Here is a 25,129-nt window from a genome sequence, read left to right as displayed (position 1 = left end):
CCGCGCGGCCGGGCGGCGCGGTCACTGGTTGGCGGCGACGGGCAGCCGTCGCCCGGCCAGGGTCCCATGGTAGACGTCGAGCAGCCCGTCGACGGTGGCCGACCAGCTGAGCCGCGCCGCGTGCCGCACCGCCGCCGCGCCGAACGCGGCCCGCCAGGACGGCTCCGCGACCATCCGGTGCAGCACCCGCGCGTAGTCCTCGGGATCGTGCCCGTCGACCAGCACGCCGGACACCCCGTCGGCGACCGCGGTGGGCAGTCCGCCGACCCGCGCCGCGACGACCGGGGTGCCGCACGCCTGCGACTCCACCGCCACCAGCCCGAACGACTCCGAGTGCGAGGGCACCACCGTCGCCGTGGCCGCCCGGTAGTAGTGCGCCAGTTCGGCGCGGGAGCGGGGCGGCTCCATCCGGACCAGGTCGGCGATCCCCAGCGAACGGGCGAGCTCGGCCAGCCGGCGCGGCTCGCCCCGGTCGCTGCCGGACAGGCCGCCCACCACCGCCACCGCGAGCCGGCCGCGCAGCGCCGGGTCCCGGTCCAGCAGGGCGGCCGCCGCGCGGAGCAGCACGTCAGGTGCCTTGAGCCGCTGCACCCGGCCGACGAACAGCAGCAGTTCGGTGTCCTCGGGCAGGCCGATCCGCCGCAGCGCCGCCGCGCGGGAGCCGGGGGTGAAGACGTCGAGGTCGACGCCCGGCGGCACGGTGCCGACCCGGCCCGGGTCGGCGTCGTAGTAACGGACGAGCTGGCGCGCCTCGTCGGCGGTGTTGGCGACGAGGTGGTCGGCGGCGCGTACCAACTGGTCCTCGCCGCGCACCCGCGCCTCGGGCTCTGGGGCGTCGCCCTCGGCCAGCGCCGCGTTCTTCACCCGGGCGAGGGTGTGCATGGACTGCACGAGCGGCACACCCCAGCGCTGCGCGGCGGCCATCCCGGCCCGGCCCGACAGCCAGTAGTGCCCGTGCACGAGGTCGTAGTGGCCGGGCTCGTTGCGGGCCTCGGTCTGCAGCACGCCGAAGACGAACGGGCACAGGTGGCGGGCCAGGGTGTGCTTGTCGAGGGTGCCGAAGGGCCCGGCCGCGATGTGCCGCACGGTCACGCCGGGGGCCATCTCGACCTCGGCCTGCTGGTCCATGCGGGTGGCGCGGGTGAAGATGTCCACCGCGACGCCGCGCTCGGCCAGGCGCCTGGCGACCTCGACGATGTAGACGTTCATGCCGCCCGCGTCGCCGGTCCCGGGTTGGTCGAGTGGAGAGGTGTGCAGGCTGATCGTCGCGATACGGCTGAGGACGGGCGGCTCCGCCCGCCCGGCCAGTGCGCCCCGCGGCCCCGGAGCGTTTCGCACCACGGCAGTCGTCCCCTTCCCGGTGCACCTTCTTACGCGCCACCGCCCCTTGGGTGAACAGTCCCGGAGGGGCGTGCTGTTCCCATGATGGACAGGTGGCCGTGCGCGGACGGCGACCGGGGTACGGGGTCGCGTCCGGCCGCCGCGGTCGGGCGCGGCGCGGCGCGGACCGCGGAAACGGCCGGACTCCCCCGGTCGGCGCGGGGTCGGGCCGCGTGGCGGGCCGGTCCCGGGTAGCGGGGGCGCGGGCGGCCCCGGGTCGGGCCGACCCGGTGTGTCCGGCATCGGCCATCCCCGTCCCTCCTCCAGGCGGCCGCCGTCCGCTGGAGGCGCCTCATGGACGGCAGGGCGGATGGGGGCGGCCCGGTCGCACCGGCCGTGGCGGTGAGCCGCCATGCGCGACCGCGGCGGCCCGGGCCCGGACCGAGCCGCCGGCCCTGACAGTCGGCGGTCGGCGGTCGCGGCCGGCGGTGGCGTAACCGCCGTCCCCGGACGCCGCGGCCCCCCCTGGCGGACCCTCCGCGAGCGGGCCGGCCCGGGCGCGCGGACCTCCCGCCGGGGGACGCGGGCCCCCTCCTCCGGGGAGGCGCGTCCGTCTCGCACGCCCCCGGCGGAGCTCAGCGCTGCGCGGCGCCGGCGACCGGCTGCCGCCAGCCGGTCACCAGAAAGTCGACCGCCTCCGGGAAGGTCGGGGTCCACACGTCGTAGGTGTGCCCGCCGGGCGGGAAGCGGGTCTGCACCGCCATGCCGCGCTCGGTCAGCAGCGCGGCGAACCGCCTCGCCTCGCCGTGGATGCTGCCCTCCTGGAGCGGGGTGAAGTCCTCCGTGCCCTCGACCAGCAGGAACCGGATGTCGCGGACCGCGGGGTCGTCGAGCAGCCGGTCGGGGGCGTGCGGGTCCGGGGTGTCGCCGAACGTGCCGCTGGGGTCGTCCACCCGGAAGTAACCGGCCCAGCTGATCGCCTGCCGGTACAGGTCCGGGTGGCGCAGGGAGAGCGCCGCCGCGCCGTAGCCGCCCATGGAGAACCCGCCGATCGCGCGCAGATGGCGGGGCCGCGGGTGGTCGCCCTCGACGGCGCGCACGGCCTTCTCGGTGACGAAGGTCTCGATCCGGAAGTCGCCGTCGGCGGCGTCGCCCCACTCCGTGTCGCTGCCGCCGACCTCCTGCCCGTAGGGGGCAGCGACCACGAACTCCACGCCGGTGCGGCACATCTCCCGGTCGAGCAGCGGGCCGGCCCCGGCGCCGGTGATCGACTCGTGGGTGCCCGTGGAACCGTGCAGCAGGTACAGCACGGGAAGGTCGGCGCTGTCCGGTCCGGGCGGCCGGCGTACCCAGATGGGGCGCCCGCCGTCGGGGGCGCCGGGATCGGGGATCCGGACGATCTCCTCCCGACCGGGGCGGCGGCACACCGCCACCTCTCCGGGCCGGGGCCGTACCACCGGGCGCTCCGCGTCCAGCACGGTGGCCGCCGCGCCGTTCGCGGGCGTGACCGCTGTCCGGGGCTCGGTTTCCTCGGTGCGCAGTGCGGCGACCGCCGCCGCGGCCGCCACGGTGAGTGAGGCGAGCGCGACCGCTGTGGTCCGGCGAGAGAACGACGTCAACACCCAGGTCCTCCAGGTCAGGGCCGCTCCCCGGACGGGGGGTCGGCGAGGGCGCGGTCGAACGCCGCGTACACCGCTTCACTGAACAGGATAAAACGGATGTCACATACTGTAGTTGTCACACCTCGGACAGTACGGACAGCGACACGCGCGGCGTCCTCCGCCGGCCAGCGGTAGACCCCCGTGGAGACGGCCGGGAACGCGACCGAGCGCGCCCCGAGCTCCTCGGCCAGCCGCAGCGACTCCCGGTAGCAAGAGGCGAGCAGGTCCGCGCGGTCCTCCGCGGCGCTGTACACCGGCCCCACGGTGTGGACCACCCAGCGCGCCGGTAGCCGGCCGGCGGTGGTGGCCACCGCCTGCCCGGTGGGCAGCCCGCCGCCGTAGCGGGACGCGCGCAGCGCGCGGCACTCGGCGAGGATCTCCGGGCCGCCGCGGCGGTGGATCGCCCCGTCCACTCCGCCGCCGCCCAGCAGCGAGGAGTTGGCCGCGTTCACGACCACGTCGACGCGCTGCTCGGTGATGTCGCCCAGGACGAGCCGGATCCCCATGACGCCACTCCCGTCTCCGCGTGCACGCCGCCGGTCGCCGGCCGAGGCGGCCGCCCTGCCGGAAGCGCCGTGTCGGAAGCCCGCCCCACGCGGCGGTCGAGGCCGGCGACCAGGGGTGCGACGCCGTGTAGTACTACCGCAAGTAGACTAGAGGTCATGAATCGGCTCGGGGATCTGGAACGCGCGGTGATGGATGTACTGTGGGAACGAGTCGAGCCGTTAACGGTTCGTGAAGTGGGACGGGCGCTCGCCGAGCGCGACCTCGCGCACACGACCGTCATGACGGTTCTCGACCGGCTAGCCAAGAAGGGGGTCGTGGTCCGCACTCGCGAGGGCCGCGCGTGGCGTTACCGCCCGGCCGCCAGCCGGGAGAACTACGTCTCCGAGCTCATGTTCGACGCGCTGGGCCAGACGGGCGACCGCGACGCCGCGCTCGCCGCCTTCGTCCGTTCCATGAACGGAACGGAGGCAGAAGCGCTTCGCCGCGCACTCGCGGAAATCGACCAGCCAAGGACGTAGCCGTATGGTCAGTGCCGCACTGCTCGCCACGATCTCCGTGGGCTGCCTGCTCGCGGCGGCACCGCTTCGCCGCGCCTCCTGGCCCGTCCGCGGACCGCACGTCGGCGTGATCGCCTGGCAGGCCCTCGGTCTGGCATGGGGCATCTCCACCATCGGCGCGCTGCTCGCGTTCGGTCTCGCCCCCTACGGCGAGGGCGTGTTCGGCGGCCTAGTCTCGCTGGCGGACGACGCGCTGGCACACGGCTTCTATCTCTCGGCGCTCGGTGACGCGCCGCTCGGCGCGACCCGCGTGGCCGCCATCGTCGCGGCGTTCTGGCTGTTCGCGCAGCTGCTCTTCGGGCTGACCACCTCCTTCGTCCACGTGCTGCGGACCCGTCGGCGGCACCGCGACCTGCTCCGCCTGGTCGCCCGCGACGACCCCGACGTGCCCGGTGCCCGGGTCCTCGACCACCCCGCCGCCGCCGCGTACTGCCTGCCCGGTGTGCTGCGGTCGCAGATCGTGATCAGCGCGGGGGCGCTGCAGGTGCTGGACCGGCACGAACTCGCGGCCGTCCTCGCCCACGAGCACGCCCACCTGCGGCAGCGGCACGACCTCGTCCTGCTCCCGTTCTCCTCCCTGAAGCGCGCCTTCCCCCGCCTGGGGGTGATCGAGACCAGCTACCGGGCCGTGGCGCTGCTCATCGAGATGTGCGCCGACGACCAGGCCAGCCGGGCGCGCTCCGCGCGCGAGCTCGCCATGGCACTGCTGAGGTTCGGCACGGCCGGCTCCGCACCGGTACCCGCCGGGGCCCTGGCCGCGGCCGCGGCCGAATCCGACCAGCCCGACGTCGTGACCCGGGTGTCGCGGCTGCTCAACCCGGTGGCGGAGCTCTCCCGGACCGCCACGGCCGCCGTGCTGGTCTCGGCGGTCGCCCTCATGACCACCACGCTCGCCCTCTGGCACCTGCCGATGTGAGACCGCCCGCGGGGTGGCCGGGGCCGGGCGCAATACCGGTCCGGCGGGTGTGATCGCGGCGCCGCGCGGGCACGATTGGCGTCGGTGCCGCGTTCTAAGTCCAGAGGCGGCATGCTGCTCGCCGCCCGGTCGTCTAGGTAAGGTTCGGTGCGTGCCGTGATCGCCCTGTCGTTCTTCTCCCTGCTGTGGAAAGCCATCTACCTGGCGATCTTCGTGACGACGCTGTACGCGCTGGTCGAGGCCGTGCGGACTCCCGCGCAGGCCTTCCCGGCGATGGACAAGCAGACCAAGGGACTGTGGGTCGGCATCCTCGGCGTCGGCGCGCTGCTGTCGCTGGGCGCGGTGTTCGACTTCTTCTCGTTCTTCACCATCCTGGCGCTCATCGCCTCGCTGATCTTCCTGCTGGACGTGCGTCCGGCGGTACGCGGTATCGGCCGCCGCGGCGACGGCCCCTACGGTCCCTGGTAGCCCGTCCCGCTCCCCCGGCCCGGGCGGCGGCCGGTCAGGCGCGGGCGTCGTGCTCCATACCGTCGGCGTCCGGGTCCACGGCCGCCCGCAGCTGCGGCGGCACCGCGGCCTCGGCGCTGCGCTCCCGGGCGGCCGCCGCCTCCAGCGCCGCGTCGAGCTGGTCGGCGGCGGTGGCCATCGCGGCGGTGTAGGCCGGATCGGCCGTGTAGCGGCTGTGTCCCAGGATCTCGGGATAGAGGGCGTCGCCCTCCTGGTGGTCGTAGTAGCGCGGGTCCGGCAGCGGCTCGGCGCGGGCCACGGTCCCGCCGGGCAGGTGCACCGGGCCGCCGATGGCGTCCGTGGCGCGCCACAGGTTGCACCAGGCGGTGACACGCTGCCGCAGCTCGGTGAGCGCGGCCGGGCCGAAGTAGGCCGGGAAGTACCGCCCGTACAGGCGGTACAGCGGCGAACCGTGCGTGAGCAGCACGACCCGCTCCCGGCAGCGGTTCGGCAGCTGCCACACGGTCGCCGCCGCGAGCACCGAGCCCTGGGAGTGCCCGGACAGCACCACCCCCTTGCCCCGCGCGGTGAGTGCCGCGACCCGGGCCGCGAGCTGCGGCACGGCGCGTTCGGCGTAGCAGGGCGGCGCGAGCGGGTGTGCGGCCCGCGGCCAGAAGGTGCCGATGTCCCACAGCACGCCGACCGCCTTGCGCGTGGGCTGGTCGCGGTAGGCGTTGCGGCCCAGCCACACCAGCCCCACCAGCAGGGCGCCGCCGAGCCAGGAACCGACCGTCACCATCACCGAGACGGCGTGCTGGACCGTGGTGGTGGCCGCGCCGGTCATCGCGGTCAGGCTGACCCCCACACTCGAGGTACCGGAGTCCGCCGCGGCGACCCCGTCGGTCGCCAGCGAGTACAGCACGAGGACCACCAGCGCCAGCGCCGGGAGCAGCAGCAGGGCCAGGAAGGCCGGCAGGTACTCGGTCATCGAGCCGAGCGCCCGCGCCTTGGCGATCTCCCGGGTGCGCCGCGCGTCCGGGTCGACGTCGTACTCGGCGGCGACCACGGGCACCGCGCTCCGGGCGCGGTGCCGGGCCGCCGCCCAGAGCACCCCGGCGCCCACGAGCGCGATGGCGGCCTCCAGGCTGAAGGCGAGCTGCAGCCAGGCGTAGGCGCTCGGCGGATACAGGTTGAGGCAGCCGGCGTTCTCGGCGCCCGGGTAGTAGCAGCCGCCCAGCAGGCCGGCTGCCTGGTAGACGAAGGCGGCCGAGAACACCCCGCCCAGCAGCGCCCCGAAGGCGGCCGTGGCCGGGCCTGCCATGCCGCCCATCGCGGTGCCCGCGTGCGGGTGCGCGCCGCGGTACTGCAGCACGGCGACGGCCACCAGCAGCAGGACGAGGGCGCACTGGGCGGCGAACAGCGCGTTGAGGCCGGCCGCGTACCCGGGCAGGGAGCCGGTGGCACTCCAGCCCGGTCGCGGCCACAGCGCGTAGCCGAGCGTCAGGACGAACAGCAGCAGCGCGGCGTCGCGCAACCAGCGGCAGACGTGCGCGGTCCGCACGTTGCGGCGCGGGTTCTCGTCGGGCACCAGCGCGCCGACGACGCTGAGCACCACCACCAGTGCGAGCAGCCCGGCCAGCGCGGCGCCCGGCAGCGGGATGCCCGCGTCGCGGTCGCGCAGCAGCGGGGGAAGCAGCAGCAGCGCGGTGACGACGGAGACCGCGATGGCCACGTGGACGGAGCGCAGCCGCCCCATGACCACCCCGTTGCGCCAGAAGGTGGGATCGCTGAGCGGCGCGGTGGGCCCGCGCCGCGCGTCGGACTTCGCGGTGACCACGTACTCGATGCCGGTGCGGCGGGACAGCCGCCACAGGACCACCACCGCGACCAGCGGCAAGACGGCGCCGGCGGCGACGGCGCGTCCCGGGCTGGCGAACGGCGCGCCGGGGGCGGCCAGGAACCCCAGCCAGGGCCGCAGTTCCGCGCAGGCGGCGCCGTAGCCGGCGCACTGCCAGCCGATCAGGTCCATGCCGATCCCCGCCGCGGCCATGGTGAGCAGCGCGGTGAGGCTCAGCGCGAGCAGCCGGACGAGCATGCCGTAGGAGTGGTCGGCGACGCGCTGCCCGCGCGAGGTCGGCTCCACCAGCCGTCTCGGCCGCATCCAGTAGGCGACGTTCACCAGCATGAAGGGCAGCAGCATCAGCCACAGGGCGCGGGAGGACTGCCCCGAGGTCAGGTTGCCCCACGCGAAGACCTCGCGCGGCACCCCCGGCACACTCTGGGTGTCCTCCGCGGTGCGCCAGCGGAAGAACCCGGCGAGGTCGTCGCCCGAGACGCGGGCGCAGGTCTCGACCTCCAGCAGTTCGTCGGCCGCGCCGCCGTTCACCCCGTGGATCCGCAACTCGACAAGGCGCTCGTCCGGCATGTGGGGGACTTCCCCCGCCGCTCCCACGTGGAACACCCACCGTGACGGATCGGTACGCAACCGTAACCCCCATTTGGAGCGGCAGCGAATGCGGTCGGCGCCGAGGTGGGCCGCGCTACTGCACCAGGCCGGCGTCGACGTTCCAGGTGTTGCACGACCCGGGGTCCTGCCGCTCCATGCCGTGCTCGATCCACAGCACGCTGTTGGCCGCCGAGCCGTGGGTGCGCTCGGCCTCCGTGCTGCCCTGGCGGTCGGCGGTGGCCGCGGCGTCCTCGCGGATGGTCTCGCGGTCGGCCTCCGCCAGCGGATAGCTGACGGCCACCGAGCCGAGGAAGGCTCCGGCCAGGCAGTTGGCCTGGAGTTCGCTCTTGCGGGTCCAGACGTTCTGGGCACCGGCGTCGGGCTCGTGGCGGCGCTGCTCGTGGTAGTAGTCCAGCAGCCCCGACTCGCCCTGCACGTGGTGGCCGTACTCGTGGGCGAGCAGCGACGCGTAGACGACGCTGTCCTCGGCGCCGTTCCACTTGTCGACCACGTCGGCGGTGCCGATGTAGATGCTCTTGCTGGCCCGGCAGTAGAAGGCGCCGGCCGTGGAAGGGTAGGCGCGGCACGGGCTGGTGCCCGGTTCGGTCCAGAACACCCGGCTCGGCGGGTCGAAGGGGATGCCGGCGCGTTCGAACTGGGTCTGCCAGGTCTCGTCCAGGCAGTCGGCGACGGCGTCGAGGAAGCGCTCCATCGACGCCGGATCGCGTGCCTCCAGCTCGGGCGCGGGGCACGGCAGCGGGGCGAGGCGGCCGGTCTCGTACAGCGGATTGGCCAGCAGGGCCTGCTCGCCGGCGGGCCGGACCGGCGCCTCGTCGGCGTCCGCCCCGCTGGACGCGGCCGGGTCCGGCGCGGTGGTCGAGTGGGCGGCCACGCCGGAGACCCCGGAGTCGTCCTCCGCGGTGCGCACGTTCCAGACGAGGACCACCAGTGCGAGCGCGGCGGCCCCGATCGCCCAGTACAGGGCGCCGGCGCCGCGCGCGCGGCGCCGGGCGGGGCGCCGCGCGCCCCGCGGATCCGCGTCACCTCCGCCGTACCCCGGTTCCACCGCTCCCCGCCACGTCCCCCGTCAGCCGGTCACCGCCGGCACGTCGTCACTCCACCAGGTCTTCCCGGGCCTGCCACGTGTTGCACGCCGCAGGGTCCCGCCGGTCCATGCCGTGGTCGGTCCACAATCGGCCGTTGGCCGGAGATCCGTGGGTACGTTGCTCGGCGTCGTAGTCGCTCCGGCGTTCGGCGTCTTCGAGAATATTCGCATGTTCGTCCCCGCCGATGGGGAAGCTGTCCGCGATCGATCCGACGAACGCGCCGCCCAGGCAGTTGGCCTGGAGCTCGCTGCGGCGGGTCCAGGCGTCGCGCTGCTCGGCGTCGTCGGCCGACCCGCGTGCCGCGTGGTAGTAGTCCAGGATCCCGGCCTCGCCCTGCACGTGGTGGGCGTACTCGTGGCTGAGCAGGAACGTGTAGGTCTCGCTCTCACCGGAGTCCGCCGAGTTCGCCACGATGTCGTCCACGCCCAGGTAGAGCCCCTTGTTGGCGCGGCAGTAGAAGGCGGCGGTGCCCTCGACGGGGTACCGGCCGCACGGGCTCTGCCCGGAGGCGTACCAGTAGATCCGGTTGGGCGCCTCGAACCCCATGCCGCTGTCGCCGAACTGCTCCGACCAGCCGTCGTCGAGGCAGTCGGTGACCTTGTGCAGGAACGCCTCCATGGAGGCGTTGTCGTAGGCGTCGAGCCGGGGCGCCGGGCAGTCCACCCGCGCCATCTCGCCGCTGTGGTACAGCGGGTTGTCGCCGAGGACGTCCCCCTCTGTCCGGACCGCCTCGGCCGCGTCGCTCTCCGCGGTGCCGGGCTCGCCCGTCCCCGCCCCGGCCGGCCGCACTCCCCCGGCTCCGCCCGGGTCCGCCTGGCCGTCTGCCTCGTCGAGGATCGCCGAGATGCTCACGAATCCGGCGAACCCCACCGCTGCCAGTCCGGTGGCGAGAACGGAAAGCACACCCACGCCGAGCCGCTGGCGCGGTTTTCGCGCGTACTTCGGCAATTCGTAGACCGTTTGGCCGGGCCCCCGCCCGGTCGAACTCGTGACGCCACCCCGTTCCACCATGGGGTCGCCTCACCTCCCCCGCCATGACACTTTCTGAACTGCCCCGTAATCGGGTCAACTTTTCGATTATGACGGGTATGCGGTTACAGCGCGCTTTCGAGCGCCGATCCGTAATCAGGCCGTACTCAACGAACAGATAAGCTCTCACGCCATGTGGGGGGTTCGTTTCGCGCGCTCGGCCGTGGTCGCCACGGTCGGCCTCAGCCTGCTCGCCTCGCTGCCCGGGGCGGCCGCGGCCCACGTGCCCAACCGGAGCGCCGCGAACGGCGACGGGACGCCCGCGGAGCCGGAGACGCACGCCAGCGTCCCCTCGGTGGGCGAGGACGACGCGAACAGCAACCGCATCTACCTCATGCTGGACTCCGACGGGACCCTGCACGCGGAGGAGACGCTCTTCTTCGGCGCCGGCGCCCCGGAGGAGTTCACGCGCACGTTCGTGGTCCGCCACCCCTACGACACCGACCACGACCGGCTGTACGAGGTCAGCGGGATCACGGCCCGCGACGGCGACGGGGAGCCGGTCGCGGTCCGCACCGACGCCGGCGCCGACACCCTCGACGTCACCATGGAGACCGGCGGGTCGGACACGGTGGTCCTCAACTACGAGGTGGGCGGCACCACCAGCCGGATCGGCCGCCAGCTGGAACTGGAGTGGGTGGCCGTGGGCGGCTACAGCTCCCCGGTCGGTTCGACCACCGTCGAGGTGGACGCCCCGCTGCCGCCGCTGGCGCTGTCCTGCGCCGCCGGGGAGCCGCGCAGCTCCATCTACTGCACCTCCTCCGACATGGGCGGCCACCAGGCGCTCATCGCGCGCTTCCTCCAGGCCGACCTGGAGGTGGGCCAGACCCTCAGCATCGTGGTGGGCTACCCGCCGGAGACCGCGCCGGGCGAGCCGGTACTGGAGCGCACGTGGTCCCTGCCCTCGGCGTTCGCCATCACGCCGGCGACGTCCGGCGTGTTCGGGCTGCTGCTGATCGTCCTCATCGGCGGGCTCCTGGTGCTGATCCGGGTACGGGGGCGCGACGAGCGGGCGCTGCGGAACGAGGCCGCGCTGGGCGACCACGCGCCGCTGGCCGGGTCCGACGAGGGCACGCTGCGCTTCCGCCCGCCCAACGGCGTCCACCCGGGCCAGATCGGCACGCTCATCGACGAGCAGGCCGACGTCGTGGACATCACCGCCACCGTGGTCGACCTCGCGGTCAAGGGCCACCTCGTCATCGAGGAGCTGCCGCACGAGGGCTTCACCTCGGTGGACTGGCGGCTGGTGCGGCAGCCGCCGCCCCCCGACGACGAGCCGCGGCGCTACGAGCGGCTGCTGCTGGACGCCCTCTTCCACAACCGGGACGAGGTCCGGCTCTCGGAGCTGGGCGACACCTTCGCGACCCGGCTCGGCGACGTGCGCGACGAGCTGTACCGCGACATGGTCCGGCTGAAGTGGTTCGCCCGCCGGCCCAACGTCGAACGCAACCGCTGGACGGTCCTGGGTATCGTCCTCACCGCGCTGGGCGTGCTGCTCACCGTGCTGCTCGCGCTGTACACCCACGCGGCGTTCACCGGGCTCGCGGTCATCATCGCGGGCGCCGCGGTGACCGTGGGGGCCCAGTACATGCCCGCGAAGACCCGCCTGGGCAGCGCGGTGTTCGCGCACACACTCGGCTTCCGCGCCTACCTGCACCGCGCCGACGCCGACGACGTGCCGTTCAGCCAGCGGGTGCCGCTCTTCTCCCGCTACCTTCCCTACGCCATCATCTTCGACACGGTGGAGCGCTGGGCGCAGATCCTCGCCACGGCGGGCTCGGCCGAGCTCGACGGCGACGACCTGCCCTGGTACCACGGTCCGGAGGAGTGGCGGCTGAACGACTTCGCCGACTCCATCCGGACCTTCACCCTCACGCTGTCCGGCGTCATCTCCAACACCCGCCAGTTCCGTACCCTGAGCTGACGGCGGAGGTCGGACGGAGTCCTCCGCAGAGGTGCACGAGAGGGCGGACGGCGAGGATGCGAGCGGTCGTTCAGCGGGTCAGCAGCGCGTCGGTGGCGGTGGGCGGCGAGGTCGTCGGAGCCATCGAGGGGCCGGGGCTGATGGCCCTGGTCGGAGTGACGCACGACGACACCGAGGAGACCGCCCGGCGGCTGGCCGGCAAGCTGTGGACGGTGCGGATGCTCGACGGCGAGCGCTCCTGCTCCGACATCGGCGCCCCGCTGCTGGTCGTCAGCCAGTTCACCCTGTACGGCGACGCCCGCAGGGGCCGGCGGCCGACCTGGCAGGCGGCCGCCCCCGGCCCGGTGGCCGAGCCGCTGGTCGAGGCCGTGGTGAAGGCGCTGCGCGACCTCGGCGCCCACGTCGAGACGGGCGTCTTCGGCGCGGACATGTCGGTGTCACTGACCAACGAGGGACCGTTCACCGTCCTGCTGGAGGTCTGACGGCGCCACGGGTCGCCGTCAGTACACCAGTGCCTGGGCGCCGTCGCGGGTGATCTCCTCCACGAAGGTGGGCGCCCCGGCGATGCGGACCCCCGCGATGAGGTCCGCCTCGGTGAGCTCGCGCCGGGCCGCGCACTGGGTGCAGACCGTGATGCGGCCGGCGGCCAGCACGGCGGCCAGCAGGTCGGCCAGCGGCGCCGCGTGCGGGAGGCTGAAGCCCTCGGCGCGGCCGGGGACCGCGAACCAGCTGGCCTCGCCCGTGAGCCACAGCGAGACGTCGACCCCGCTGGCCACGGCCGCCGCCGCGACCGTGAACGCCTGGTTGCAGCGTTCGGGGTCGTCCTGCCCCGCCGTCGCCTTGATCACCAACGCGCGTCTCATGGGGGCCAGCGTAGCCGGGGCGGCCGACGTGCCGAGCCCGCCGTCAGACCGCCGCGAGGGTCAGCAGCAGACCGACGCAGGCCGACGCGACGGCGCCGCCGCCGAGCAGCAGCGCGTCGGTCGCCCGGGGCGGCTCCTGCGGCTGCTCCGGCGCGATGTGGCGGATCCGCAGCTCGCCGCCGGGCGGGGCGGTGAGCACCGGATGCCCGTCGCGCAGTTCCACCTGCCCCTCGACGACCACCGGGTCGCCGGGCCGGATCACCCACTCGCGGTACTCGAACTCGATGGTCTCGCCGCGGAAGACACCGGAGATGCGGCCCTTCACCCGCGCGAGCAGGTCGTCAGCGGGGGCCGGGACACCGCGTTGCGGCCGGCCCACGACCCGCTGCAGGCACATGTCGGCGTCCTCGATCCGGGCGCCCTGCGGGTCGACCAGCACCGGGATCCCGGCCCGGGCGGCCGGAGCGGGGGGCGCGATGCCGAACAGTTCGGTGGAACCGTGGTCGGCGATGGAGTCGCAGCCGCGCACCCGCTCCCGCTCCCCGGTGTCCTCGCGGTTGCGCCACTGCCAGTAGTGCCGCAGCACCTCGTGGCCGTGCCACACGCAGTCGGCGCCGGCCAGCCGCGACTCGATAGCGCCGTCCGGCCCCGGGGCGGCGACACCGGCGAGGCTGATCGGCCGGCCGGCGCTCGCGGCCACCGCGCGCGGCTGGATCTCCGCGAGCGCCCGCTGCCGCAGCCACCTCCGCAGCGCGACGACGGCCAAAGGTGTCAGGATCGCCGCGCCGAGGAGGAGGGCTATCCCGGTCACCAGCATGAAGGCCGCCTCTTTTCCGTCGTCGAACGCCATCGGCTATCCATGATCGTCCGTTGGCGTGGCGTTTGGATCCTCTTTACCAGGTTCCGTGGTGAGATCCGTCATGCCGTCACTCCTAGGAGGGCGCCGCCCCTCGTCGCGGACAGTGGTACCCGGCGCGGTCGACGGATCCGCGAACGCCGGGTGGCCGCGAACGGCAGCCCGGCGAATTCTGCGGGGCCTCCGGGCAACCGGCAGGTCAGCGCCTCCGCCGCGGCCCGCGGGATCCGCGGCGCCGGCGCGGGCGCGGGCGGGCGGTCCGGCGGCGCGCACGACGCACCGCGGACGGCGGTCGGCCGCGCAGGGCCTATTCTCGGAGACTATGCAGCAAGAGGTGCACCCCGATCTGGAGAGACTGTCGTTCCTGCTCGGCCGCTGGGAGGGGGTCGGCGTCGCGGGATACCCGGGGCTCCCCGAGTTCCAGTTCGGCCAGGAGGTCGAGTTCACGCACGACGGAGGGCCCTACCTGTCCTACCGCAGCCGGGTGTGGCGCGTCAGGGAGGACGGCACGCTGGGGGACTTCGTGACGGCCGAGTCCGGATACTGGCGGGCGCGGCCCCGGCCCGAGGGGGCGGCCGCTGGCGCGGAGGGCTCGCGGGACGCCGGCACGGTGCACCTGGAGGTGCTGATCTCCCACCCCGAGGGGTTCACCGAGGTCTACCTCGGCACCATCTTCGCCAGCCGGGTGGAGCTGTCCACCGACGCGGTGCTGCGGACGGAGACCGGCCAGGCCGTCGCCGCCGGGCACCGGCTGTACGGGCTGTTCGGCGAGAACCGCGAGACGCTCGGCTACGCGTGGGACCTCGCGGCCGACGGCCACGACCTGCGGCCGTACATGTCGGCGCAGCTCAAGCGGGCCGCCTGAGCCCGGCCGCGCCGCCGCCCGCCCGGGCTTCGGCGGACGGAGTCCGGGCATGGACGGACCCCCGAGCGTGACTTCCGCCGTGCGGGGCACGACGGGGCCGGCTGGACCGGGCCGACCACTCGGGGGTCTGGGTGTCCACAGTGGATTCGCCGGGGCGAACCTGACGGTATCGCCCTAGCGGGCGGACACCTCGCTAGTCCTCATGCTGTGCACTGTCGGACCACCTCCTTTCTCGCGTGACTCCGACGTTACGTCCGCCGCGCCGCACGCGGCAAATGTTTTTTGACGTCGGGTTCCGCCGCTCCGGCGGTGGTCCGCGCACCGCCGTACACTCGGGGCATGGCGCGTACCTGGCGGGAGGAGCTGCGCTCGCGCGGCTACCGCGTGACACCGCAGCGGGAGCTCGTGCTGGAGGCGGTGCGCGAACTGGAGCACGCCACGCCCGACGCCATCTGCTCCGCGGTCCAGCGGACCGCGTCCGGGGTGAACCTCTCCACCGTCTACCGCACCCTCGACCTCCTGGAACGCATCGGACTGGTCACCCACACCCACCTGGGGCCGGGCTCCCCCGCCTACCACCTGGCGGAGGAGGCCGACCACCTGCACATCGTCTGCCGCGGCTGCGGCGAGGTCCGCGACGTCCCACTGGAGGTCGCGGCCGGGCTGGTTGGCGCGCTGCGCTCCGGACTCGGGTTCGAGGCCGACGTCCGGCACCTCACGGTGTTCGGGGCGTGCGCCGGCTGCCGGGCCCCGGCGGTGGACGACGAGGGCCACCTCCCGGCCGGCGGCCGCGCGGACAGCGCATAGGCTCGGGGTATGACTTCGCCGCTGCTGCAGCGTCCCGGCGCCGTCGCCGCCGAGCCGCCGGACGCCGACATCGCCGCCCACTACGGGGAGCCCGCCCAGGAGCAGCGGGCACTGGAACGGGCGGCCGGGTGGATCGACCGGAGCGACCGCGGCGTGGTGCGGATATCCGGCCCCGACCGGCTCGGCTGGCTGCACAGCCTCACCAGCCAGTACCTGGACGGGCTCACTCCGGGATCGGCCACCGAGGCGCTGATCATGGACACCAAGGGCCACGTCCAGCACCACCTGGCGCTGGTGGAGGACGGCGAGTCGGTGTGGGCGCACGTCGAGCCCGGCGGCGCGCCGGAGCTGGCCCGCTTCCTGGAGTCCATGCGGTTCCTGCTCCGGGTCGAGGTCGCCGACCTCAGCGCGGAGCGCGCGGTGCTCACCCTGGCCGGCCCCGACCATGAGGCGGCGCTCGCCAGTGCGGCCGGCGACCTCGCCGGAGTGCCGGTGCGCCGGGCCGGTGAGGAGACCGACCTGTTCCTGCCCGCCGAGGCGCTGGTGCCCACCGCGGAACGGCTGACCGCGGCCGGGGTCCGGCCCGCGGGCCTGTGGGCCTACGAGGCACGCCGGATCGCCGCGCACCGGCCCCGGCTCGGACTCGACACCGACCACCGTGCGATTCCGCACGAGATGGGATGGATCGGGTCGGCCGTCCATCTGGAGAAGGGGTGCTACCCGGGACAGGAGACGGTCGCCCGGGTGCACAACCTGGGCCGGCCGCCGCGCCGCCTGGTGCTGCTGCACCTCGACGGCACCGCGGAACGGCTGCCCGCACGCGGCGCCGCGGTGGAGCTGGCGGGCCGCCAGATCGGTTTCGTCGGCTCCTCGGCGCGCCACCACGAACTGGGGCCGATCGCCCTGGCCCTGGTCAAGCGGACCGCCCCGGTAGACGCCGAACTCCTCGTGGACGGCATCGCCGCCGCCCAGGAGGTCGTCGTGCGCCCCGACACCGGGGCCAACGTGCAGATCGACCTCCGCCGCCGCCCGCGCTGACCCCGCGCGGCCGGGTCATGGCCGCCCCCGGCCATAGTGCGACCGCGCCCCGCGCCCGCGCGTCCTTCCCGGACATACGGTGCCGACACGCCACGTCGGCCGGCAGCGGGGAGGGCGCGGTGATGGGCGTACTCGTGGTGCTGGTCCCCACGGGGTTCCTGGCGGCGGTCGCGGCCCGCGTCGCGTACACAGGCGGGCCGGCCCGCGCGCGCCGGCCCGCGCCGCTGACCGCTCCGGCGATGTCCGCCGCCCGACTCGCCGCCGCCGTGCCCCGGACGGGCGACGCGGGCGGCGCGCACGTCGGCCGGGCGGAGGCGCCCGCCGGCGCCGCCCTGACCGCGCCGTTCTCCCGACGCCCGTGCATGTGGTAGGACGCCCGTGCGTGTGGTAGCGCGTGCGGGTGCCGCGGAACTACCGCACTCCCGCGGGGACCGGTTCCCCCTCCGCGCGACGCACCGGGGTGCGCGCGCAGCGGCGCGGCCCGCACTCCGGCATGCCGCGCGACGCCTCCGGCCCGCCTTCGAGATGTCTGCACAGGTGGTACGGCAGCCGGCGCGGGGCCCTTCCCGCTGTCGGCCCGGTCGCGGCAGGAGCTCACGCGGCGCGCGTGGTCCGCCCACGTCCACTGCCGGGCCCCGGCGCCCGCCCGCACCGGAGCGGGTCGGCCGCTGGTCGGGCTGGCGGCGCTGCCGCTGGAGTGACCGGCACCGGGAACCTCCTCGGGGTCCGCCGCATCCCAGTACTCGGTGGAGGCCCCCGTCCCCGCCCTCCGGCGTCGCGGAGAGCGGCTCGGTGGGCGCCCCCTGCCGTCCCCGGGTCTGTGAGGAGGCTCCATGGAGCTCGTGACCGAGCATCCGATCGTCACGGCGCTGGTGCTGACGGCGGTCGCCGCGGCACTCGGCTACGGCGGATGGCAGGCGCGCACCCGCCGGCTCGCGCTGCTGGACACTCCGACGCTCACCGCCGCCCAGCTTGCCGAGGCGACATCGCGCACCGGTGGCGTGGTCGCCGAGGTGGCCGGGGCGGCCGAGGCCGGACCCGGGGGCCGGCTGAGCGCGCCCTTCTCTGGGGACGCCTGCGTCTGGTACCGCACCGAGGTCGTGCGGCACTACCGCGAGCGGGTTCGCGACGGCAAGGGCAACCACCGCACCCGCAACCGGACCCAGACGGTCGAGAGCAACCGCTCCTCCGAGCCGGTCCTGCTGCGCGACGACACCGGCCGGGTCGCGTTCCATCCGGACGGCGCGGACATCGACCGCTCGGTGCGCAGCCACGAGCGGTACGAGCCCGTCCGGGGCGGTAGCGCCCGGCCTCCCAGGGGCGGCCGGGCACGGGCCCTGCACCTCGCGCGGCAGGCCGCGCGGGAGGTGCTCACGGACGGCCGCGGCACCACCGGCTACACCTACCGGGAGTGGGTGGTGCGCCCGGGCCAGCGGCTGTTCGCGTTCGGCCGGGTGAGCGCCGAGGGCGAGACCCTGGCGATGCGCCGACCCGAGGCGGGCCCGTTCCTGCTGTCGACCCGGTCCGAGCGCGAGATCACCCGGGGCGACTGGACCACCCAGCGGCTCTGCTTCGGCGGCGCGCTGGCCGTGGTGGCACTGGCCATGGGAGTACTGGTCTTCGGGCTCTTCCTCTGACCGGGCTCGCCGCCGCTCTGCCGCGCAGGGCATGCCCCGCGGCCGCGGGTGGGCCGTCCCGCCCGCGAGGGTGGATCGATGCCGGTTGCGGCACGGTCGCGGCGGCAAGCGTGATGGAGGCGCCACCGGTGTCCGCCGGGCCGCGCAGGCGACGCGCGGACTCCGGCGCCGGTCGGCTGCCTCCTACCCGGCACCCGAGGGGGCGCGGGGGTGCTCGGTGCGCACGGGCGGCTTCGGCGGAGTCGTCATCGGGGATGCCCCGGCTGGGGAAGAGCGGCGACTCCCGGGGAGCCGCCGCTGGTCATGTCCGTGACCGCCGGTGAACGCGGGGTGCGGGCGCACGGCGGCCACGTGGCCGGACGCCCCGGTGTCGAGGACCCGGCCGCGTGTGGCGGGCCGGGACGCGCGGCGGTCAGCGGCCACCGGCCGCGCGGCCGAGGACGGCGCGCCATGCGCTGCTCCCGCCCCCGCCAGCGGAGGCAGCGGCCACTCCGGGGCCGCCGCCGAGAGCAGGAAGCCGATGAGGCCGCCCATGGCGAGCACGAAAGCGGCGATCCCGGGCAGGTCGCGCCCCGCCACGGTCCCGCGACCGGGCGCGGCGGCGGTGGGCGGCACCTTCGGCAGCAGCGCCGGTGCGAGCGCGATACCGGCGAGGGCGACCGGAACGTCGACCAGCCAGATCGCCTGCCAGCCCGTCCGCACCAGGACGCCCCCGATGACCGGCCCGAACGCCGCACTCGCGGAGTCGGCGGCGGCCATGGCCAGCGCCGACCGCGAGCACCACCCGCACAGCGACGCGGGGCCACCGGTCGAGGTGACCGGTGGCCCCGTCGTGGTGCCGGGCTCAGAGGGCCGCGGCGAGACGCTCCTCGTGCAGCCGCTCGCCCCAGGAGGGCGGCAGCGGCGGGATGGCGCCGACCCGCCAGCGCAGCAGCAGGTCGGCCAGCTCCGGGTTGCGGGGCAGCGCCGGGCCGTGCAGGTAGGTGCCGAGCACCTGCCCCTGGTAGGCGCCCTCCGTCTGGCCGTCGTTGCCGATCCCCCTGACCGTCCGCGACAGCGGCACGGCGTTGGGGCCGATCGCGGTGCGGCCCTGGTGGTTCTCGAACCCGGTGATGCGGCCGACCCCGAGGTTGGGGTCGACGTCGGCGACGATCTCGCCCACGGCGCGGGTCTCGCCGCGCCCGCTGCGGACGTCGAGGATGCCGACGCCCGGCAGCGGGTTGTCGGCGTCGTCGCCGTAGCTCTCGCCGATGATCTGGTAGCCGGCGCAGATCGCCAGCACCGCGGCCCCGCGCTCGGCCGCCCGCTTCAGGCCTCCGTCGGCGCGCAGCCGCTCGGCCGCCAGGATCTGCGGCCGGTCCTCGCCGCCGCCCAGGAGGTAGATGTCGCCCTCGACGGGCACGGCGTCGCTGGAGTGCACGTGCACGATCTCGGTGGCGATGCCGCGCAGTTCGGCGCGCCGGCGCAGGATGAGCACGTTGCCGCGGTCGCCGTACGTGCTGAGCAGGTCAGGGTAGATCCAGACGATCCGCAGCCTGCTGCTGGTGTCGCTCATGGTGGTCGTCCCTTCCTACTGGACGCGGCCGTAGGCCGTGCGGATCTGCTGGAAGGCGGTGTAGTTGGCGATGACGTCGAGCTTGGTGAGGTCGGGCTGCTCCGACTTGAGCCCGGCGATGACCTGGTCGACGCGGTCGGCGATCTCGAAGGGAACCTCGTCGGTCTCCAGCCGCAGCGCGAGGTCGGTGCGGCGCTCGCCCATGACGAACACCCGGCGGCCGCGCAGCACCGTGTAGTCGACGTCCCACAGCCAGGAGGTGTCCTTGCCGTCCGGGATCTGGGCGTTGACCGAGAGGATGACCGGCACCCGCGGCGGGTCGAGCACCGCGAACGACTCCAGCCAGCCGGCGGGGTTCTTGGCGAGCAGCAGCCGCACCTCCACCCCGTTGGTGACCACGGACGTGTAGCGCCCGGCCACCGAGTGGATCTCGCGGAGCCGGGGCAGCGACTGCTTGGGGTGGATGCCGTAGGCGGCGGCCGTGGCGAGCGCGATGGCGGCGTTGGCCCGGTTGGCGTCGCCGGGCAGGTTGAGCTGCAGCGGCATACGCTGGTCGTTGGGGTCGACGACGCTGTCCGTCGCGTTGTCCACGGCCCACGTGGCCTCGGGGCGGCGCAGTCCGCACTCGGGGCACTCCCAGTGCGGGTCGGGGTCGCGCTTGAGGTGCCCGCCGCACTCGGGGCAGCACCAGGAGTCCTCCTTCCAGCGCTGCCCGGCCGACACCCAGGTGGCGTAGCGCGCGCCGAGCCCGGCCCAGGCCACCAGGGGGTCGTCGGCGTTGGCGATGACGTGCGTCTCGCTCTTCTGGAGCGCCTCGCGCCACTTCTTCGCCAGGAGGTTGATCTCGGAGGCGCGGTCCATCTGGTCGCGGCTGAGGTTCATCAGCACCACGACCGAGGCGTTGGTCTCGCGCAGCACCTGCGGCAGGTACTTCTCGTCCACCTCCAGCACGCCGATGCGCGCGTCGGGGCTGTTGGCGAGCGCGGTGATGTGGCCGGTCGGCATGTTCGCGCCGTGCTCGTTCGTGGCGATCTCGCCGAGCTCGCGCAGCGCCGCGGCGATCAGCCGGGTCGTGGTGGTCTTTCCGTTCGTCGCGCTGACCAGCGTCAGGCGGCGGCCTCGCGCGAGCTTGGCGAGCAGGTCCGGCTCGACCTTGAGCGCGACGCGGCCGCCGATGACCGAACCGTCGCCGCGCCCGGTGGCCCGGGACAACGAGGCCGCGCCCTTACCCAGTGCGGCGGCCAACTGGGCACGCAGGGGAAGTTCGCTCATGATCTCCACAATTCGCTGGGAAGTCCGAGGCCGGGGCCTCTCCGACGGGTACTGGTCCTGCCGCAGCCCGACCGGGGCCGCTCCCGCGGCACCGGTCCCCGGCCCGCGACGGCGGCACCGGTTCCGGCGGCGCCGCCCGCACCGCGAGCACTGCGCGGACGGGACCGAGCGGCGCGCGGGGCCGCCACTCAGCGGACGGCACCCGCCGGACAGGCCCGGCGATTTCCCCATAGCCTATTGCCCCACGCCTCCTCAACGGACCTGCGGCACCGCGGGAAATCCCCGGGAAACGACATCGTCATCCGACGTCCGGGCGCCGCCAGTCCAACCGGTCCGGCGGCGGACCGACGTTCGCGGCGCCGGTCAGCTCCCCTGACCCGGCCGGTGCGGCCGGCCGCACCGCGGCCGGATCGCCCACCGGACGCAGGGTCGCGGTGGGCAGTGTGAGGATGCCGGGGTTGGCGTCCACCAGCACCGGGCCGCCGTCCCCGGCGACCACCATGGCGGTGGACGGCAGGTTCCGCAGCCCGTAGGAATCGAGCCGGAGGTCGCGCAGCGGCGGGGTGGCCGGGGGCTGCCCGGGGTCGTCGATGCCGGCGGCCTGCGTGGTCGCGCGGCCCCAGGCGGTCGCCGAGCCCACGTGCCGGGCCAGGTCGAGCGGCGGGATGGAGCGCGCCGCGTACCTGGTGGGCAGCGCCGTCGTCGGGGTGGTCGCCGGATCGGGGACGTAGCTGTCGGCGGTCGTGTCGTCCAGCGCACCCCCGATGACCTCGGTGAGCCGGTGCAGCCGCACACGGCCGCCCTTCCCCACCAGTTCGGCGGCGAGGTCGCCAGCCGCACCCTCCGGCAGGCGCATCAGCACCGGCAGGCAACCGGGGCGCCGCATCCGCTCCAGCACGTCGGAGTCGACGTCGCGGAACAGCAGCACCAGGCCCGTGCCGGCGTCCGCCGCCGCGGCGGCGAGCCGGTCGAGTTCGGCGGAGGGCAGCGCCCCGGCGCCGCACACCACGATCGTGTGCGCCCAGGGGCGGCCCGCGCCGCCGCGGGGCCGCATCTCCAGGAGCTCGCGGAGCGCGGCGAGTGTGTACGTCCCGTAGGCGCGCCCGGCGAGGTCGCCGGACGACCGGTCGGTGGCGATGATCTTGACCTGTGCGTAGGGCTCGTCCGCCGAGCGCGTTCCCAGCCCCTCGAACGCGGTGAGGTGCCGCGCCAGCCGCCAGGCCTGTCCGGCCGCGGCGGTGCCGGCGCCGAACCGGGCGAGCACCCGCGCGACCTGCTCCTCGGTGAGGGGCCGCGGGCCGGGCCCGGCAGCGTCGGCCTCGGGGGCCGCGAGCGCCCGCAGGGCGGCGACGAGCCCGGCCACCGGGGCCGGTCCGGGTCCGAGCACCTCCAGCAGGCCGCGCAGCAACGCGCCGTCGGCCGCGCGGTCGGCTCGGGGGTCCAGCGCGTCGACGACGGCGGCGAGCACGGCGGCCCGGCGCCCGGGGTCGAGATTGCCGCCGAGGTTCACCCGCGGCAGGTCGGCCGGCAGCACCCACAGCCGCGGCAGCACTCCGCACCGCCGCGCCAGCGCGACGAGGTCACCGCCGACCGCGCGGCCGGACAGGTCCAGCACCGTGAGGTCGGCACCGCCGCGCAGCCGGGCCGCGCCGATCGTGGTCAGCAGCGCCGACCACCCCGCGTCGGTGCCGCCGCCCACCACCACCGTGCCGACCCCGCCGGGGACCGTGAACCCGTACCAGCGGGGCTGCGCCTCGTACGCCTGCCGGCGCTCCCGCCACTGCGCGTGCCGCCGGGCGTGCTCCTCCTGCCGCGCCCGCAGCGCCTCCTCGCGCTCGGCGCGGTCGCGCTCCAGCCGGCGCCGTTCCTCGGCCAGCCGCTCGCGGACCGCGCGCCCGCCCTGCAGGAGGGCGACGAGGGCCGGGATGGCGACCACGGTGCACGCCAGGCAGCCGGCGAGCGCGAGCACCCCGGGCAGCAGGCCCGCGGCGCTGGTGATGAGGAGCAGCAGGGCGACCGCCCCGAGCAGCACCAGCGTCACGACGAGCGGGCGGTTGAGGTCGGCCTCCGTCCGCCGCTGTCCGGCGGCCCACTCCCGGTCGAGCCGCTCCGGCTCGGCGGGGGCGGGCCGGCGCGGCGCCGGGCCGGGGTCGCCGACCAGGACCTCGTGGTGCCACCCGAGGTGGCCCAGGTCCGTCCCCTCCGCACGTTTCCCGGCACCCGAACGCGTCTCGATCACCGCACCGCACCTCCCCGCCCGGCCGTCAGGCGACGGACCGGAGCGGCGTTCGCCCTGGGAGCTCGGCCAGCTGGACGCCCGCGGAGCCGGGCGGCTGGGATCCCTGGATGGCAGAAATGCTGTCAGGCGGTAGCCGGCTTGTCACGGCTTTGCCGGAAATGGTGGGGTACCAGGCGTCACGGATCCACGTACAGCAGCAGGATGCCGAGCGCGACGGCGACCGCGGACACGACGCGGACCCGGCCGAACCGCTCGCCGAAGAGCACCGTGCCGATGACGGCGCCGAAGACGATACTGCTCTCTCGGAGGGCCGCGACGCCCGCCAACACGCCGAACGTCTGCGCCCACAGCACCAGCCCGTAGGAGAGTGTGGCCAGCACCCCGCCGACCACGCCCACCCGCCACACCGGGCGCAGCGCCCCGGGCAGCGCCCGGCGCCGGGCCAGCACCGCGACGGCGGCGAACGGCGGCCCCTGCAGCAGCATCAGCCAGGCGATGTAGCCGACCGGGTCGTCCCAGACCCGGACCCCCAGCCCGTCCACCACCGTGTAGGCGGCGATGAGCAGCCCGGTCGCCAGAGCGGCGAGCAGCGCGGGCGCCTGCGCCCGCCCCGGCCGGCCGCCGGCGAAGACGAGCGCGGTCAGCCCGGCCGAGATGACGAGCACCGCGAAGAGGCTGCTCCCGGACATCTCCTCACCGAGCAGGAGCACGGCCACCAGCGCCACGACCCATGGCGACGTCCCCCGCGCCAGCGGGTACACCTGCCCGAAGTCGCCGGTGCGGTAGGACGCCATCAGCGCCAGGTGGTACAGCACGTGCAGAGCGGCGGAGGCGACCAGGTAGGGCCAGGCGGCCGGGTCCGGCAGGCCGGTGAACGGCACCAGGAGCGCCCCGCAGACCGCGGCCGTGCCGACGAGGACGGTGAACCCGGCCAGCCGGTCGGTGACCGCGTGCGCGATGGCGTTCCAGGAGGCGTGCAGGGCGGCGGCGCAGAGGACGGCGAGGACGGCGAGCGGGCTCATGGCGCGGCGGCTCCGGGGGGACCGGTCGGACACGGTGGCAACCGCCAGTCTGCACTCGCCCGCGACACCGGGGGCCGTTTTCGCGAACGCCTACGCCGCCGTACCGCGCCGCCGTACCGGCCGCCCAGAAGCATGCGGATCGACGTCCGGTCGGTGCCGGCCACTGGCTGCGGCGGACCGGCGGGGCTGCCGGTCGGCGGCAACCGGCGGGAACCGGTCCGCGGGCGGCTCGGCGTTGTCACCCGCCCCGGCCCGCCCGGCCTCGCCGGGGGGCGGCCCACGACTCACCTCGGGCCGAACGCCTGCGCGCGGGCGCCATGCTCGTACCGGCGGCCGGCACGGATCTCCGCGGGGAACGGCAGCACCGCCGTGCCCCGGACCCCGCCGGGCCCCGGCATGGACGCAGGGGGCACCCGCACCTCACCTGCCCTCCGCTGCCGGCCCTCGCGGCCCCTCTCGCCAGAGGGCGCCCCCGGGCCGCGGCACAGAACGCGCGGCGGTCGCCGCCTGCGGCGGGCGGGTTCGCGGCGGGGAGTGCCGGCACCGGCCGGAGCGCGGACGGGCCCTGCGGCGGATGCCCTGCGGCGGATGCCCGGCGGCGCCCGCTCGGGCGTGCTGGGGGCGCTGCCGCGAGGCCGCTCGACCGGGGCTGGCGCGGCGGCTCGGCGTCCCAGCGCCTCCGCCGGCGGCGTGCCACCGTCCTGCGCGGCGCCGGGCTGGGAAGCCGCCACCGGCACCAGAGCACGGTGGGCCATGCGCCGGCCAGCCTAGGCAGTGCTTTTTCGAACGGGTGAGATCGCGTAGTCGGATGCGGATGGAGGGGACGTGAACGGTTCCGTCGTCGACCGCGGCCCTCGTGCCGTACCCGATCGCTGCCGCCCGGTTCTGTTTCCGCAGGTTGATGGAGCGTTCGACGGTGGTGCGGTCCCGGTGGGCGGCCAGGGCCCCCCGCGACCCGCGCCTGCGGTTCCCGCCCTGGAGACCAGGTGGGATCACGCCGAGGTGTTCGCCGGTGGCGGCGTCGATACGCAGCCGCTCGGCGATGCGGCTCCAGGCGCCGTC

At 75.1% G+C, this 25,129-nt stretch carries 24 protein-coding genes; 11 read left to right on the top strand and 13 right to left on the bottom strand.

The features are described from left to right. Nucleotides 1-21: 21 nt before the first annotated feature. The 3 genes from mshA to DEF28_RS16405 form a co-directional block, all read right to left on the bottom strand. Nucleotides 22-1,338 carry a D-inositol-3-phosphate glycosyltransferase gene (gene mshA / locus DEF28_RS16415; protein ID WP_374058415.1) on the bottom strand — a complete coding sequence of 439 codons (1,317 nt, stop codon included), beginning with the start codon at nt 1,336-1,338 and terminating at the stop codon, nt 22-24. Between the two features lie 617 nt (nt 1,339-1,955). Beyond that, nucleotides 1,956-2,942, bottom strand: coding sequence for an alpha/beta hydrolase (locus DEF28_RS16410; protein WP_114398304.1), 987 nt, complete (start codon nt 2,940-2,942; stop codon nt 1,956-1,958). A 14-nt stretch (nt 2,943-2,956) separates the two neighbouring features. After that, nucleotides 2,957-3,487, bottom strand: coding sequence for an O-acetyl-ADP-ribose deacetylase (locus DEF28_RS16405; RefSeq protein WP_114398303.1), 531 nt, complete (start codon nt 3,485-3,487; stop codon nt 2,957-2,959). Nucleotides 3,488-3,643: 156 nt separating this feature from the next. On the opposite strand from DEF28_RS16405, the gene DEF28_RS16400 reads away from it, so the two are divergent. From DEF28_RS16400 to DEF28_RS16390, 3 genes are all read left to right on the top strand, one after another. Beyond that, nucleotides 3,644-4,006, top strand: a complete 363-nt coding sequence (locus DEF28_RS16400; RefSeq protein WP_114398302.1) for a BlaI/MecI/CopY family transcriptional regulator — start codon at nt 3,644-3,646, stop codon at nt 4,004-4,006. 4 nt (nt 4,007-4,010) lie between these two features. Next, nucleotides 4,011-4,961, top strand: coding sequence for a M56 family metallopeptidase (locus DEF28_RS16395; RefSeq protein ID WP_114398301.1), 951 nt, complete (start codon nt 4,011-4,013; stop codon nt 4,959-4,961). 156 nt (nt 4,962-5,117) lie between these two features. Beyond that, nucleotides 5,118-5,429 (top strand): DUF2516 family protein, encoded by a 312-nt coding sequence (locus tag DEF28_RS16390; protein WP_114398300.1) that lies wholly within the window; start codon nt 5,118-5,120, stop codon nt 5,427-5,429. 34 nt (nt 5,430-5,463) lie between these two features. On the opposite strand, the gene DEF28_RS16385 is transcribed toward DEF28_RS16390, so the two are convergent. The 3 genes from DEF28_RS16385 to DEF28_RS16375 all read right to left on the bottom strand — a co-directional run bounded on the left by DEF28_RS16385 (nt 5,464) and on the right by DEF28_RS16375 (nt 9,971). Then, nucleotides 5,464-7,833: a hypothetical protein gene (locus DEF28_RS16385; RefSeq protein WP_114398299.1), complete on the bottom strand. Its 2,370-nt coding sequence runs from the start codon at nt 7,831-7,833 to the stop codon at nt 5,464-5,466. Between the two features lie 115 nt (nt 7,834-7,948). Next, the gene (locus DEF28_RS16380; protein ID WP_114398298.1) at nt 7,949-8,920 is read right to left on the bottom strand and encodes a neutral zinc metallopeptidase; all 972 of its coding nucleotides are present in this window, start codon (nt 8,918-8,920) and stop codon (nt 7,949-7,951) included. Between the two features lie 46 nt (nt 8,921-8,966). Next, nucleotides 8,967-9,971, bottom strand: a complete 1,005-nt coding sequence (locus DEF28_RS16375) for a neutral zinc metallopeptidase (protein ID WP_114398297.1) — start codon at nt 9,969-9,971, stop codon at nt 8,967-8,969. Nucleotides 9,972-10,122: 151 nt separating this feature from the next. Between DEF28_RS16375 and DEF28_RS16370 the strand changes: the two genes are divergently transcribed. Then, a complete protein-coding gene (locus tag DEF28_RS16370) occupies nt 10,123-11,913 on the top strand; it encodes a DUF2207 domain-containing protein (protein WP_114398296.1) in 1,791 nt (596 codons plus the stop codon). 56 nt (nt 11,914-11,969) lie between these two features. Continuing rightward, a complete protein-coding gene (gene dtd / locus DEF28_RS16365) occupies nt 11,970-12,395 on the top strand; it encodes a D-aminoacyl-tRNA deacylase (protein WP_114398295.1) in 426 nt (141 codons plus the stop codon). Nucleotides 12,396-12,413: 18 nt separating this feature from the next. Here the strand turns inward: dtd and DEF28_RS16360 are convergent, their stop codons facing one another. Beyond that, nucleotides 12,414-12,776 (bottom strand): DsrE family protein, encoded by a 363-nt coding sequence (locus DEF28_RS16360; protein WP_114398294.1) that lies wholly within the window; start codon nt 12,774-12,776, stop codon nt 12,414-12,416. 43 nt (nt 12,777-12,819) lie between these two features. Next, nucleotides 12,820-13,626 (bottom strand): E3 ubiquitin ligase family protein, encoded by an 807-nt coding sequence (locus DEF28_RS16355; RefSeq protein ID WP_233515346.1) that lies wholly within the window; start codon nt 13,624-13,626, stop codon nt 12,820-12,822. 328 nt (nt 13,627-13,954) lie between these two features. Here DEF28_RS16355 and DEF28_RS16350 point away from each other — a divergent pair, with 328 nt between their 5' ends. From DEF28_RS16350 to DEF28_RS16330, 5 genes are all read left to right on the top strand, one after another. Then, nucleotides 13,955-14,497, top strand: a complete 543-nt coding sequence (locus DEF28_RS16350) for an FABP family protein (RefSeq protein ID WP_114398293.1) — start codon at nt 13,955-13,957, stop codon at nt 14,495-14,497. A 339-nt stretch (nt 14,498-14,836) separates the two neighbouring features. Continuing rightward, complete coding sequence (locus DEF28_RS16345) at nt 14,837-15,304, top strand: Fur family transcriptional regulator (protein ID WP_114398292.1); 468 nt, start codon at nt 14,837-14,839, stop codon at nt 15,302-15,304. A gap of 9 nt (nt 15,305-15,313) precedes the next feature. Further along, nucleotides 15,314-16,342: a CAF17-like 4Fe-4S cluster assembly/insertion protein YgfZ gene (ygfZ, locus tag DEF28_RS16340; RefSeq protein WP_114398291.1), complete on the top strand. Its 1,029-nt coding sequence runs from the start codon at nt 15,314-15,316 to the stop codon at nt 16,340-16,342. A 119-nt stretch (nt 16,343-16,461) separates the two neighbouring features. Beyond that, a complete protein-coding gene (locus tag DEF28_RS16335; RefSeq protein WP_147280134.1) occupies nt 16,462-16,713 on the top strand; it encodes a hypothetical protein in 252 nt (83 codons plus the stop codon). A 462-nt stretch (nt 16,714-17,175) separates the two neighbouring features. Beyond that, on the top strand, nt 17,176-17,979 hold the full coding sequence (locus tag DEF28_RS16330; protein WP_114398289.1) for a GIDE domain-containing protein: 804 nt from the start codon (nt 17,176-17,178) through the stop codon (nt 17,977-17,979). 183 nt (nt 17,980-18,162) lie between these two features. On the opposite strand, the gene DEF28_RS16325 is transcribed toward DEF28_RS16330, so the two are convergent. The 5 genes from DEF28_RS16325 to DEF28_RS16305 all read right to left on the bottom strand — a co-directional run bounded on the left by DEF28_RS16325 (nt 18,163) and on the right by DEF28_RS16305 (nt 24,067). Continuing rightward, nucleotides 18,163-18,738 carry a hypothetical protein gene (locus DEF28_RS16325; protein ID WP_114398288.1) on the bottom strand — a complete coding sequence of 192 codons (576 nt, stop codon included), beginning with the start codon at nt 18,736-18,738 and terminating at the stop codon, nt 18,163-18,165. Nucleotides 18,739-18,823: 85 nt separating this feature from the next. After that, a complete protein-coding gene (locus DEF28_RS16320) occupies nt 18,824-19,534 on the bottom strand; it encodes a type 1 glutamine amidotransferase (protein WP_114398287.1) in 711 nt (236 codons plus the stop codon). Between the two features lie 15 nt (nt 19,535-19,549). Then, entirely contained in the window at nt 19,550-20,806 is a 1,257-nt protein-coding gene (locus tag DEF28_RS16315) for a Mur ligase family protein (protein WP_114398306.1), read from the bottom strand. Between the two features lie 298 nt (nt 20,807-21,104). Then, the gene (locus DEF28_RS16310; RefSeq protein ID WP_233515345.1) at nt 21,105-23,045 is read right to left on the bottom strand and encodes a hypothetical protein; all 1,941 of its coding nucleotides are present in this window, start codon (nt 23,043-23,045) and stop codon (nt 21,105-21,107) included. Between the two features lie 176 nt (nt 23,046-23,221). Then, nucleotides 23,222-24,067, bottom strand: a complete 846-nt coding sequence (locus tag DEF28_RS16305) for an EamA family transporter (RefSeq protein WP_114398286.1) — start codon at nt 24,065-24,067, stop codon at nt 23,222-23,224. Nucleotides 24,068-24,892: 825 nt separating this feature from the next. Between DEF28_RS16305 and DEF28_RS28485 the strand changes: the two genes are divergently transcribed. Then, the coding region (locus DEF28_RS28485) for a hypothetical protein (RefSeq protein ID WP_220269998.1) at nt 24,893-25,129 on the top strand (237 nt) is incomplete at its 3' end.

The organism is Marinitenerispora sediminis, from assembly GCF_003336425.1.
Lineage (GTDB): Bacteria > Actinomycetota > Actinomycetes > Streptosporangiales > Streptosporangiaceae > Marinitenerispora > Marinitenerispora sediminis.
Note: the sequence above shows the minus strand (reverse complement) of the source record. Positions and strands in the feature narration are given on the sequence as shown.